General features: G+C 66.4%; 9 protein-coding genes and 3 pseudogenes. 8 read left to right on the forward strand and 4 right to left on the reverse strand.

Going from position 1 to position 12,620, the window contains the following annotated elements:
- Window positions 1-7 precede the first annotated feature (7 nt).
- On the reverse strand, window positions 8-961 hold the full coding sequence (locus tag ACUDAL_RS01365) for a D-2-hydroxyacid dehydrogenase family protein (protein WP_444676856.1): 954 nt from the start codon (window positions 959-961) through the stop codon (window positions 8-10).
- Between the two features lie 187 nt (window positions 962-1,148).
- Between ACUDAL_RS01365 and ACUDAL_RS01370 the strand changes: the two are divergent.
- Window positions 1,149-2,625 (forward strand): annotated as a pseudogene (locus ACUDAL_RS01370) (protein adenylyltransferase SelO).
- A 9-nt stretch (window positions 2,626-2,634) separates the two neighbouring features.
- Here ACUDAL_RS01370 and ACUDAL_RS01375 read toward each other — a convergent pair.
- Both ACUDAL_RS01375 and ACUDAL_RS01380 read right to left on the reverse strand, forming a co-directional pair.
- Window positions 2,635-2,835, reverse strand: coding sequence for a hypothetical protein (locus ACUDAL_RS01375; protein WP_444676857.1), 201 nt, complete (start codon window positions 2,833-2,835; stop codon window positions 2,635-2,637).
- On the reverse strand, window positions 2,787-3,572 hold the full coding sequence (locus ACUDAL_RS01380) for a LysR family transcriptional regulator (RefSeq protein WP_444676858.1): 786 nt from the start codon (window positions 3,570-3,572) through the stop codon (window positions 2,787-2,789). Before ACUDAL_RS01380 ends, ACUDAL_RS01375 begins: the two co-directional genes overlap by 49 nt.
- A 182-nt stretch (window positions 3,573-3,754) precedes the next feature.
- On the opposite strand from ACUDAL_RS01380, the pseudogene ACUDAL_RS01385 reads away from it, so the two are divergent.
- The 3 genes and pseudogenes from ACUDAL_RS01385 to ACUDAL_RS01395 all read left to right on the forward strand — a co-directional run bounded on the left by ACUDAL_RS01385 (window position 3,755) and on the right by ACUDAL_RS01395 (window position 7,900).
- Window positions 3,755-5,252 (forward strand): annotated as a pseudogene (locus ACUDAL_RS01385) (CoA-acylating methylmalonate-semialdehyde dehydrogenase).
- Window positions 5,253-5,380: 128 nt separating this feature from the next.
- Window positions 5,381-7,237 (forward strand): sensor domain-containing diguanylate cyclase, encoded by a 1,857-nt coding sequence (locus ACUDAL_RS01390; RefSeq protein WP_444676859.1) that lies wholly within the window; start codon window positions 5,381-5,383, stop codon window positions 7,235-7,237.
- A gap of 75 nt (window positions 7,238-7,312) precedes the next feature.
- Window positions 7,313-7,900, forward strand: coding sequence for a peroxidase-related enzyme (locus ACUDAL_RS01395; protein WP_444676860.1), 588 nt, complete (start codon window positions 7,313-7,315; stop codon window positions 7,898-7,900).
- 68 nt (window positions 7,901-7,968) lie between these two features.
- Here the strand turns inward: ACUDAL_RS01395 and ACUDAL_RS01400 are convergent, their stop codons facing one another.
- Window positions 7,969-8,643 carry a hypothetical protein gene (locus ACUDAL_RS01400; protein ID WP_444676861.1) on the reverse strand — a complete coding sequence of 225 codons (675 nt, stop codon included), beginning with the start codon at window positions 8,641-8,643 and terminating at the stop codon, window positions 7,969-7,971.
- Between the two features lie 446 nt (window positions 8,644-9,089).
- Here ACUDAL_RS01400 and ACUDAL_RS01405 point away from each other — a divergent pair, with 446 nt between their 5' ends.
- The 4 genes and pseudogenes from ACUDAL_RS01405 (at window position 9,090) to ACUDAL_RS01420 (ending at window position 12,619) form a co-directional block, all read left to right on the forward strand.
- Window positions 9,090-9,653 (forward strand): OsmC family protein, encoded by a 564-nt coding sequence (locus tag ACUDAL_RS01405; RefSeq protein WP_444676862.1) that lies wholly within the window; start codon window positions 9,090-9,092, stop codon window positions 9,651-9,653.
- Between the two features lie 43 nt (window positions 9,654-9,696).
- Window positions 9,697-10,203 (forward strand): hypothetical protein, encoded by a 507-nt coding sequence (locus ACUDAL_RS01410; RefSeq protein WP_444676863.1) that lies wholly within the window; start codon window positions 9,697-9,699, stop codon window positions 10,201-10,203.
- 653 nt (window positions 10,204-10,856) lie between these two features.
- Window positions 10,857-12,190 (forward strand): annotated as a pseudogene (locus ACUDAL_RS01415) (FAD-dependent oxidoreductase).
- 30 nt (window positions 12,191-12,220) lie between these two features.
- Entirely contained in the window at window positions 12,221-12,619 is a 399-nt protein-coding gene (locus tag ACUDAL_RS01420) for a twin-arginine translocation signal domain-containing protein (RefSeq protein WP_444676864.1), read from the forward strand.
- Window position 12,620: the final 1 nt, after the last annotated feature.

Raw genomic sequence — 12,620 nt, forward strand, 5'->3', positions numbered from 1 at the left:
GGCTGCTTCATGATTCACTCGCCAGGTTCTTCACCGGCCGGCCCGCGTCGAAGGCCAGCAGGTTGTCGAAGGCATCGCCGAAATAAAGCTCGTAGCTGTCCTTCTCCACGTAGCCCAGGTGCGGGGTGGCGAGGATGTTGGGCAGTGCCAGCAGCGGGTGGCCGGCCACCGGCTCCTCGTCGAAGACATCCACCGCGGCACGTCCCGGGTGGCCTTTGCGCAGGGCCGCTTCCAGGGCGCCCGGGGCGATCAGCGGTGCGCGGCTGGTGTTGACCAGCAGTGCCGTGGGCTTCATGCGGGCGAGGTCCTCGGCGCTGACGATGCCGCGGGTGGCGTCGTTCAAGCGCAGGTGCAGGCTGAGTACGTCGCTGCGTTCGAACAGCTCAGCCTGGCTGGCCGCCACGTCGAGGCCCGCCTCGGCGGCGCGGCTGATTGAGCCCTCGCGGCCCCACACCAGCACGTTCATCTCGAAGGCCTGGCCGTAGCGGGCCACCAGCTTGCCGATCTTGCCGTAGCCGAAGATGCCCAGCGTGCGGCCCTTGAGCCCGGTGCCCAGGGTGCGCTGCCAGCGGCCCGCCTTGAGGTTGTCGAATTCCTCGGGAATATGACGCATGGCGGCCAGTACCAGGCCCCAGGTGAGCTCGGCGGCGGCATACGGCGAGCCGGTGCCTGCCATCACCGTGACCCCATGGCGCTTGCACGCGGCCAGGTCGACGTGGGCCGCGCCGCCGCCGGTCTGGCTGATGACCTTCAGCCCGGGCAGCCGCGCCAGCAGCGAGGCGGTAATCGGCGTGCGCTCGCGAATCAGCACCAGGGCCTCGGCGTCGGTGAAGCGCTCCACCAGGGCGTCTTCGTCGGTCAGGGTATCGTTGTAGATAGTGACGTCGTGGCCTTTTAGCTTGGCAAAGGCGTCCAGGTCGCGTACGCAATCCTGATAGTCGTCGGGGATCACGATCTTCATCGGTGGGGCTCCGGTGGCTTGAAGAAACATCTGTCGCGTCAAGATGCTAATGTGCGGTGAACCGTGGTGTATTGCCAGTCGCCGGCACGCGCAACCGCAGGGTAGCGAGCGGTAAGCGGTTGCAACGTCGCTCGATTTTCGCTCATGTCGGGCCTACAGTGACGGCAGGAACGCCAGTGGAGCCGTCATGTTTCCCGAGTTCACCCTTTGCTATTCCCGCCTGCCCGAGCGCTTCTATGAACGCTTCGAGCCGGTGCCCGTACGTGAGCCGCACTTGGTGGCCTTCAACCGGCCTCTTGCCGAGGCGCTGGGCTTCGACCTTGCCGCCTTCGATGCGGAAGAGGCTGCCGTGTGGTTTGCCGGTAACGTGGTGCCGCGTGGCGCCGAGCCGCTGGCCCAGGCCTACGCCGGGCACCAGTTCGGCGGCTTCGTGCCGCGACTGGGTGACGGCCGGGCGGTGCTGCTCGGCGAGGTGACCGACCACGACGGCCGGTTGCGCGACATCCAGCTCAAGGGGCGGGGCGCACGCCCTTTCCCGCGGCGGCGATGGGCGTTCGCCCTTGGGTCCGGTGCTGCGCGAGTACCTCGTCAGCGAGGCGATGCACGCCATGGGCATACCGGCCACGCGGGCGCTGGCTGCGGTGACCACCGGGGAACGGGTGATGCGCGGCATTCCCGAACCGGGGGCCATCCTGACCCGGGTGGCCTCCAGCCATATCCGCGTGGGTACTTTCCAGTACTTCGCCGCCCGCGGCGATATCGAAGGCGTACGCGAGCTGGCCGGGCACGTCATCGAGCGTCACTATCCGGAACTCGAGTCGAAGCAGGGCGGCGAGCGCTACCTGGGCCTGCTCGAAGCGGTGCAGGCGCGCCAGGCGGCGCTGATCGCCAAATGGATGGGGGTGGGCTTCATCCATGGCGTGATGAACACCGACAACACCACGATTTCCGGCGAGACCATCGACTTCGGCCCCTGCGCCTTCATGGAGCAGTACGACCCGCAGATGGTGTTCAGCTCCATCGACGAGGGCGGGCGCTACGCCTACTCCAACCAGCCGTGGATCGCCCAGTGGAACCTGGCGCGGCTGGCCGAGACCCTGCTGCCGCTGATCGATGATGACAGCGACAAGGCGGTGGAGCGCGCCACCGAGCTGCTGCAGCGCTTCCCCGAGCAGTACGAAGCCGAATGGCTTGGGGTAATGCGCGCCAAGCTCGGCCTTGAGCAGCCGCAGCCGGGCGACAAGGCGTTGATCGAGGCGCTGCTGGCGACGATGCATCGCGGCCGCGCCGACTTCACCCTGAGCTTCCGCCAACTGGCCGCTGCGGCAGAAAACCCCGAGGCGGAAGCCGCGCTGGTCGCGCTGTTCGAGCGCCCCGAGGAGATCGCCGGCTGGCTCGAGGAGTGGCGCGCTCGCCTTGCCCAGGAGGTGCTAAACGAGAGCGAGAGGGCGCAGCGGATGCGTTGGGTCAACCCGGCGTTCATCCCGCGTAACCACCGCGTGCAGCAGGCGCTCACCGCGGCCATGGACGAGAACGACTTCGGCCCCTTCGAGACGCTACTGCAGGTCGTGACTCATCCTTTCGATGACCAGCCGGGCCGTGAAGAATTCACGCTCCCGGCCGAGCCCACCGAGCGGGTCTTTCGTACCTTCTGCGGGACGTAAAGCCCTTTCTCAGGCCCCTGGCAGCACCAGCTCCCGCGCCTCGCCCATCAGCAGCGCCCGGTTGGCCTCCAGCGCCTCGCGCAGGAAATCCCACAGCAGCCTGACCCGTGCCAGCCTGCGCTGCTCCTGGCGCGCGGTGATCCAGAACTGGCGCACGATCTCTACCTCGTCGTCGAGCACGCTTTCGAGCCGCTCACCGGTCTCGGCCATGAAGCAGGGCAGCACGGCAAGCCCCGCCCCTGCAGGGCCGCGGCGTGCTGGGTGGTGACGCTGGTGCTGCGGATCGAGAAGTGCGGTGCCGTGCCCACCACCGCGGGATCGAGCAGCGGGTCAAGGTAGTTGAGCTGCTCGCTGAAGATCAGGTCGTCGACATAGCCGATCAGCCGGTGATGGCTCAGCTCGGCGAGCCGCGAGGGGTGCCCGTGGCGGGCGAGATAGGCCGGGCTGGCGTAGAGCCTGAGCCGGTAGTCGCACAGCCGGGAGATCACCAGCCCCTGGCTTGCCGGGCGCTCCACGGTGATCGCGAGATCCGCCTCGTGGCGGCTCAGGTTGACCACCCGGGGCAGGGCGAGCAGGTCCAGAGTGATACCCGGATGACGCTCGCAGAAGGCCGAAAGCAGCGGGGCGATGACCCAGGTGCCGAAGCCTTCGGTTACGCCCAGGCGGATCTGGCCGCTCAATTGACGGTTCTTGTCGGCCAGGCTTTCGCCCGCCTCGAAGGCGTGGCGGGCCATCTCCTCGGCGTGGGCCAGCAGCTGCTGGCCGGCCTCGGTCAGGTGATAGCCATGGGTGCTACGCTCGAAGAGCTGGGTGTTGAGTTTCTGCTCGAAGCGTCGGGTGCGGCGCGACAGGGTGGAGTGGTCGACCCCCAGGCGTCGGGCGGCGTCGGTGAGGCGCTGGCTGCGCGCCACTTCGAGAAAGATCTGGATATCCTGCCAGTCGAGCATGGGAAGTCTCCATAAACGCGCTGCTTGTGCATTATTGCACAAAGCATGTGAACAACTACCCGTTGTCACCTCCCTGCGCGACTGGATAGACTCGATTTCAACGTATTTCGTGTATTTATACACAGAAAGTCTAATGCGCTTGAACAGCCACGATGACAATAAGTAGAGGAGCTTTTGCCGCCATGTCGATCCGCGAAATCCCAATGTTTATCGACGGCCAGGCCGTCCCGTCCCAGAGCCAGGAGTGGCGTGACGTGGTCAATCCTGCCACGCAGGAAGTGGTAGCACGCGTGCCGTTCTGCACCGCCGAGGAAGTCGATCGTGCCGTGGCCAGCGCCAAGGAGGCGTTCAAGACCTGGCGCAAGACGCCGCTGGGCAAGCGCATGCGCATCATGCTCAAGCTCCAGGCGCTGATTCGCGAGCACACCGACGAGCTGGCCGCGCTGATCACCGAGGAGCACGGCAAGACCCTACCCGACGCCGTGGGCGAGGTGGGCCGCGGCCTGGAAGTAGTGGAGCACGCCTGCTCGATCACCAGCCTGCAGCTGGGCGAGCTGGCCGAGAACGCGGCCAGCGAGGTGGATGTCTATACCCTCAACCAGCCGCTGGGCGTGGGGGCGGGCATCACCGCCTTCAACTTCCCGATCATGCTGCCCTGCTTCATGTTCCCGCTGGCCATTGCCACCGGCAACACCTTCGTGCTCAAGCCCTCCGAGCAGGACCCCACTTCCACCATGCGCCTGGTCGAGCTGGCGCACGAGGCGGGCATTCCTGCCGGCGTGCTCAACGTGGTGCACGGCGGCCCGGACGTGGCCAACCAGATCGCCGACCACCAGGACATCAAGGCGCTCTCGTTCATCGGCTCCACCCACGTGGGCTCACTGCTTTACAACCGCGCTGCCGCCGCCGGCAAGCGTATGCAGTCGATGATGGGTGCCAAGAACCACTGCGTGATCATGCCGGATGCCAATCGCAGCCAGGCCATCAACAACCTGCTCGGCTCCGCCTACGGCGCTGCCGGCCAGCGCTGCATGGCCAACTCGGTGGTGGTGCTGGTAGGCGAGGCCCGCGAGTGGCTGGAAGACATCGTCGAGGGCACCCGCAGCATGAAGGTGGGCCCTGGCACCCAGACCGACGCGGACCTGGGCCCGCTGGTCTCCCCCAGCCAAGGAACGCGTGGAGCGCCTGATCAGCGCTGGAGAGAAGGAAGGCGCCAGGCTGCTGGTCGACGGCCGCGGCTACCAGGTAGAAGGCTACCCGAACGGCAACTTCGTTGGCCCGACCCTATTCGCCGACGTGACCCCGGAGATGAGCATCTACCGCGAGGAGATCTTCGGCCCGGTGCTGTGCGTGGTGAGCGTCGAGACCCTGGACGAGGCGATCGAATTCATCAACGCCAACCCCAACGGCAACGGCACCTCGATCTTCACCAACTCCGGTTGGGTGGCGCGCCGCTTCGAGACCGACATCGACATCGGCCAGATTGGCATCAACGTGCCGATCCCGGTGCCGGTGGCCTACTTCAGCTTCACCGGATCGCGGGCGTCCAAGCTCGGTGACCTAGGCCCCAACGGCAAGCAGGCGATCCAGTTCTGGACCCAGACCAAGACCGTCACCGCACGCTGGTTTGAGCCGGAGAACGTCTCCAGCGGCATCAACAGCACCATCTCGTTGAGCTGACAGCGACGCGAGGTGTAAGAAATCGGCCCCGTCTTCCCGGAGACGGGGCCGATTCACGTCTGTGCGCAGCGTACGTACTGCAAGACCTGCTAAAGTAGCCGCCTCCGTCAACGACAACGGGACGTAACGTGCCCAAGCACCGCGCCTTGCCCCGCCTGCTGTCGGGTGCCATTTCCTGGCTGTTGCTACTACTGATGCTGTTGCCCCTGCAGGCCAGCGCCGCGATCGACGCGTCGCTGGAAAGCGGAGAGCGCAACCTCGGTCCGGAGGTGTGGCTCCTGGAAGACGCCGGGCGCAAACTGAGCATCGAGACGATCCTGGCATCGCCGCAGGGCCTGGCCTGGCAGGCTTCCCGTCAGAACCACCTGAACTTCAGCTTCTCGACATCGGCGTGGTGGGTGCGCTTCGAGGTGCTCAATGATTCGCCGGCCGCCCTGCAGCGACTGCTGGAGCTGGCCATGCCGCTCCACGACTATCTCGACGCCTGGGTCGTCGACGCGCAGGGGCAGGTGGTCCAGTCATGGCACACAGGCAACCGCCTGCCCTTCGATTCGCGGCCGGTGGCGCACCGCACCTTCGTTCTGCCGCTCGAACTGCCGCCCGGTGAAAGGCGCCAGGTGGTACTGCGCCTGGATACCCACGACGGGCTGTTCGATGCCACGCCGCTCTATCTTATGTCGCCCCTGGGCTTTCTGGAGCGTGCCCAGCGCGAGCTGATGGCGTTCAGCTTTTATTTCGGCGCGCTGCTGGCGCTGCTGATCTACAACTTGCTGCTCTACCTCGCGACTCGCGAGCGCCTGCTGCTGATCTACGTGGTCTACCTGGGTGCCTTTTTCCTGCTAATGTTCATCGCGCGCGGCTACGCCTTCCAGTACTGGTGGCCCGACCACCCAACCTTCAACAACCAGATCGTACCGCTCAACATCGGTGTTTTCGCCATTACCCTGGCAATGTTCAGCGACGCGTACCTGGGTCTGAGGCGCCACGCGCCGCGGCTGGCTTGGGCGATGTACGGCATGGCAGGCCTGTGCCTGGTGAGTGCACTGCCGGCGCTGCTGGGGCACTACGCGCCCGTCTTGCGCGGGCAGATTCCCTCCGCCATTGCACTGGCCCTGCTGTTGCTCGGGTTGGCGGCCTGGCGAAGCATCCGGGGCGATACGCTGGCAAGGATCTTCCTGCTGGCGTGGAGCGTGCTGCTGGTAGGCGTTGGGCTCTACTTCCTGCGCGTGGCGGGTCTGCTGCCCTACAACCTGGTGACCGAATATGCGGTGCAAGCCGGTTCAGGCCTTGAATTCCTGCTGCTGGCGCTGGGGCTGGCCTGGAAATTCAATCGGCTCAAGAACGATCGGCTGCTTGCCCAGCAGCAAGCCCATGACATGCAGCGTCAGCTCAACGAGCGCCTGGAGGAGGAGGTGCGACAGCGCACCCGGGAGCTTGAGAAGGCCAATCGGCAGCTAGCCTCCCTGGCGCAGACAGACCCGTTGACTGGCCTGATGAACCGCCGCACCTTCGAGGCGACGATCAACGAGGAGCTCAAGCGGCGCGAGCGTGACGGCAAGCCGCTGCTGTTCGCCATGATGGATGTCGACGACTTCAAGCTATTCAACGACAGCTGCGGCCACCAGGCCGGTGACCATGTGCTGGTCGAAGTGGCGGGCTTGCTGCGGTCGCACTTCCGGCGTACCGGCGACCGCCTGTTTCGCCTGGGCGGCGAGGAGTTTGGTCTGCTGCTCGAAGCCGAATCCTTTGCCGCCGGGCATCAAGCGCTGGAGCGCTTTCGCCAGGCGCTCGCAGGGCTCGAGATCGTTCACCCTGCCTCGCGCCACGGCGTGATCACCGGCTCCTTCGGCCTGGTGTACACACAAGGCCGGGCGCATATCCGCGACGCCATGGTGCTCTACCGTGAAGCGGATCAAGCCATGTACGAAGCCAAGGAGCAGGGGCGTAATCGGATCGTGGCGAAGCGCTTCCTGGCAACGGCCTAAGTCGCATGGACAGGTAGCTGACGTTAACGTTAACTGGATATTCGCAGAATAACGATAATGTCAGGAGCCACTCGCATGCCCACCCCACTGAGCCGTTTTCCCGTTCCCGAGTCGCTCGACGACCTGCCCCAGGACATTCGCGACGCCATCCTGGCCGTTCAGGAAAAAGCCGGCTTCGTACCCAACGTCTTTCTGATGCTGGCCCACCGCCCGGCGGAATTTCGAGCCTTCTTCGCCTATCACGATGCGCTGATGGAGCGCGAGTCCGACACCCTGACCAAGGCGGAAAAAGAGCTGATCGTGGTTGCCACCAGCGCCCGCAATCGTTGCCTCTACTGCGTGGTGGCCCATGGCGCGCTGGTACGCATCTACAGCAAGGACCCGCTGCTGGCCGACCAGGTGGCCATCAACCATCACACCGCGCCGATCAGCGAGCGCCACCGAGTGATGCTCGACTTCGCGTTCCACTGCGGCCTGGAGGTGGGTGAGCTTACCGACGAGTGGCAGGCTCGGCTGACCGAAGTGGGCTTTACCCACGACGACATCTGGGACATCGGTGCCGTCGCGGCCTTCTTCAGCCTCTCCAACCGCCTGGTTACCCTTACCGGCACCCCGCCCAACCCGGAGTTCTACCTGCTGGGCAGGGTGCCCCGCGAGAAATAGGCAGTCGGCCGGCGAGCGCTTCATGGCGCCAGCCTGGTAGGCGTACCGCCATGGCGGGGTATCGGTGCTCAGGTGCTGCGGCACGCCTTCAGTAGCGCCAGCACGGGTTCCAACTGGCTGATATGCAGGGCCAGTACGCTATGTCCTTGTTGGCCGTCGACGGGGCGGATCACGGCGAATTCCCCCTCTTCAAGGTGGAATTCATGCACCTCGCGGGTGCCTTCCTGGGTTTCGCAGCGGATCGAGCGGTAGCGGTCGTCTTCGCCGTAGGTGAGCCGGTAGTACACCTTGAAGAAGGTGTAGAGCGTCAGGCCGTGCTCGAAGGCGGGCCAGTGGGCGGGGATGCTGCGGGTCTCGTCATCCAGCGCCTGGCCCTTGGCTTTGGCAGCGGCAATGGCGTCGGCCAGCGGGGCGGCGAGCAGCGTGGCGTCGTCGCGGGGCAGTGAAGAGGTGCGGTCCAGCCTCGGCTGATAGCGCTGGCACACCTCCTCGAATTCAACCAGCGATGCGATGGGGTGGTCGCCGTGTGCCAGGTCGGCAGGTTCAAAACCGCCGTTCTCCCAGCCGTGTATGACCCTAAGCGTCAGGCGGCCCTCAGCCAGCGGCTCGTGGACCAGCGCCTGCAGGGCGATTCGCAGATGCAGCTGGCGCTCCGTCACCAGGTTGTCGAAGGCGGTGTAAGGGTCGGCAAAGATGTGGTGAAGGCGCCCTGGGGCATGTTCCTCGGCTTCGCTGAAAGGCATGTCAGGCTCCCTGCGGGAAGAAGGCGTTTAGTTTTTTCGTTGTTATAGCATTCCAGGGGTGCCGTCATATCGGCCTGGATCGGGCCAGCTTGAGGGCAGTCGTTACCTTTCTTTCCTGGTTCAGTAGGTTTCTCCGCGCGTGCTTACGCTGAAATTAGAGCCAACCTCTTAAGTAGTATTTTCTGATAAAATCGAGTTATTTCTTTGTCCTATTATGGCGCTTTAGTGATTTACGCCTGCACAAATTGTCAACATAGTTGTCATTTTGTCGGTTATTGTCCCTGTCTTTATGACTCTCGTTGGGCTTTCCTGATTAAACAATTTATTGAATTAAAACGGATTTATAGATTTTTTTGATTGATTGGCCTCCTGGTTGCTTGTTCTTGGTTGAGATCAGGACATGATATGTGTCCACTTCAACAAGCGACCCGCTCCAGGAGAGCACCATGAACCAAGCAGCCACCGCCACTGTTTCCTCTTCTATTTCCAACTACATGCGCCCCATCAATCGCGAAGGCCTGCTGGGTTTTGCCGAGAAAGGCCGCAACAACCCTTCCACCCGGGGCACCAACAAGGTCCATACCGTCACCGAGGGGCAGTACCGCACCATCAGCCACGTCAGCGGGCATCAGGTGGTGGTGGATGAGCCCCTGCACCTGTTTGGCCAGGATACCGCGCCGGCGCCTGGCGAGATCGTCCTCTCCGGCCTGGGCGGTTGCCTGGCGGTGGGGATCACCGCCGTGGCCACCTGGAAGCAGGTCAAGCTGAGCCGCCTTGAGATCTTCCTGGAGGGGGATATCGGCAATCCGGCCGCCTGGGGCGCCGGCGGCGCCGAGATGCAGCCGCCCGAGATGGGCTTCCAGGAGATTCGGGTCAAGGTGCTGGTCGAGGGCGATGCCACCCGGGAAGAGCTCGACGAGATCGTCCGGCACGCCAACTTCTACTCCCCGGTGGCCAACACCATGCGCAACCCCATCCCCTTCAGCATCAGCCTGGCGGACCCGGAATAAGCCGCGCGACCGTCCCCCTGAACGCCTGCACGGAGAGATGACCATGATCGAAGCCGCCACTGCCAACGCCGTTCGCACCGCGCCGCCCCCGCCCCGGGGCTTCCACCCGGCGACGCCTCGAGTGCCGATACCGTTTCGCGGGTCGAGCGGATCGCCGCCGGCCCCCTGGCTGAGATGGCCGGACGCATCGACCGGGGCCACTATCCGCTGGAGATCATGGCGTCCCTGGGCCGCGCCGGGGCCTGGGGCCCACCTGGACCGCCGCGGCCAGCGCTTCGACCAGGCCATCGGCGCCATGGCCGAGGTCAGCCGCCACTGCGGCACCACCGGCTTTCTGGTCTGGGCCCACGTTGTCTTCGGCCTCTACCTGGAGCAGTCGGGCAACCCGGCGCTCTGCGGTGACTTCCTGGAGTGCCACGCCCGGGGCGACAGTTTCGGCGGCACGGCGCTCTCCAACCCCATGAAGGCGCTGTCGGGGATCGAGAGCCTGGCGCTGCGGGCCCGGCAGGTCCCGGGGGCTACCGAGTCAGCGGCACCCTGCCATGGGTGAGCCATATCGCCGCCGGTCAGTACTGTGGCGCCCTGGCCGGGGTCGAGGGCGCCGACGGCAGCCTCTCCCACGAGATCATGTTCGTGCTGCACTGCCGGGAGGAGGTGGCGCTGCGCCAGTGCCCGGCCTTCTCCGGCATGGAGGGCTCGAGCACCTGGAGCATCACTCTCAAGGACTACTTCGTCGGCGAGGATGAGCTGATCGCCGACCCGGCGCGCCCCTTCATCGCCCGCATCAAGGCGGCCTTCATCCTGCTGCAGACCGGCATGGCGGTGGGGGTCACCCAGGGCAGCATCGACTCCATCCGCGAGGTGGAGCCGGCGCTGGGGCACGTCAACCAGCACCTGGACGAGCGCCCCGACGCCCTGCAGGCGGAGCTGGACGAGCTGCGCCAGCGCGCCCTGACGCTGGCGAAGACCCCTTCGAGGGCGGCCGCGACTTCCTGCTCGAGGTGCTGGACGCCCGGGTGCAGGGGCCGAGCTGGCGCTGCGCGCCTCCCAGTCGGCGCTGCTCCACCAGGGGGCCAGGGGCTATCTGATGAACGCGGCCCCCCAGCGGCGCATTCGCGAGGCGCACTTCGTGGCCATCGTGACGCCGGCCATCAAGCACCTGCGCTGGGAGATGGCGCGCCTGATGCGCGAGGAGATGCCGTCATGAGCGAGGAACGCCCCTTTCAGCAGTACATCTGCCGCGCCTGCGGCCTGATCTACGACGAGGCGGAAGGTGACCCGGACAGCGGCCTGGCCCCCGGCACCCGCTTCGAGGATATCCCCGACGACTGGGAGTGCCCGCTGTGCGGCGTGACCAAGGCGGACTTCGAGCCCTTCGTGCCCCGGGAGCCGGTGGACGCCGTGGCGGCCGATGCCAGCCCCCACCGCGTCGGTGCGGTGGTGGTGGGCGCGGGCCTGGCCGGCTGGGCGGCGGTGGAGGCCCTGCGGGCCCTGGATCGCGACCTGCCGATCACCCTGGTGACCGCCTGCTCGGGCGACCGCTACCACAAGCCGGAGCTGTCGGTGGCGCTGAGCCGCGGCCAGAGCGCCGATGACCTGGTGCGGGAGTCCGGGAGCGAGGCGGCCCGGCGCCTGGGCGTGCAGCTGCTGCCCCGCACCTTCGTCACCGGCCTCTCGCCGCAGTCGCGCCGCCTGCGCACCACCCGCGGCACCCTGAGCTACACCGGCCTGGTGCTGGCCATGGGCGCCCGACCGGCGCTGCCCGCGGCGCTGCCCGAGGCGCACTGCTGGCGGGTCAACGACCTGGCCGGCTGGAGCGGGCTGCAGCGGGCCCTGGCCGACGGGCAGGCGCGGGTGGCGGTGGTGGGGGCGGCATGGTCGGCTGCGAGCTGGCCGAGGATCTCGCCCGGGCCGGTCATCGCGTGAGCCTGCTGGACCGCCACGCCTACCCCCTGGCCGGACTGCTGCCGGAGGCCGCCGGGCGTCGCCTACTGGCGGCCCAGCGGGCGCTGGGCATCGCGGTGCACCCGAACGTCGCGGTCGCGGGCGTCGAATGCAACGCGGCGGGAGAGCGGGTGGTGCAGCTGGCCGACGGCGAGCGGCTGGTGGTGGATCAGGTGGTCGCCGCCACCGGGCTTGCCACCGAGCCGCGCCTGGCGCGCCAGGCCGGGCTCGACTTCGCCGGCGGGATCTGCGTGGACGGGCGCACCCTGGCCACCAGCGTGCCCGGCATCTTCGCCCTGGGCGACTGCATCGCCATCGAGGGCCAGCCCTGTCGCTTCATCGAACCGCTGGCGCGCCAGGCCGAGGCCCTGGCCCATGCGTTGCTGGAGCATGACCACCCGGGCTACCGCCACGCGGCGCCGGTGGTGCGCCTCAAGACCCGGCAGCTGCCGATCACCCTGAGCGGCTGGCCGGATCCCGATGCCGACTGGGTCACGGTCAGCGACGACGCGGAGCGGCTCGAGATGGAACAGCGCCAGGGCGAGCGCGTTCTGGCCACCCTGAGCGTGGGCGCCGGCCGCCGCGCCGCCTGACCTCTTGCACAACACCTTCGAGGACAAGCCATGAGTGACAACAATATCTACCGTCCCTACTCGAGCGACTCCCGCCTGGGCGGCTGCAGCTGCGGCCAGCACGAGAGCCAGGCGGACCACGATGCAGCGGCCAGGCAGGCGAGGGCGCAGGACCCCGATACCCTCTCCCGGGATTTCGTAGAGGCGGCGGCGGTCAAGGCGCTGTTTCCCCACGATGCCACCCGGCGGCGCTTCCTCAAGGCGGTGGGCATGGGCAGCGCCATGGCGGCCATCGCCAGCGTGCTGCCCATGGAGAGCCTGCAGGCCATGGCCGAGGAGCACCAGGGGCCGCTGGAGAAGAAGGACCTGCGGGTGGGCTTCATTCCCATCAACTGCGCCACGCCGCTGATCATGTCCGACCCCTGGGCTTCTACGCCGAACAGGGGCTGAA

Source organism: Halomonas sp. E19, from assembly GCF_052439355.1.
Lineage (GTDB): Bacteria > Pseudomonadota > Gammaproteobacteria > Pseudomonadales > Halomonadaceae > Halomonas.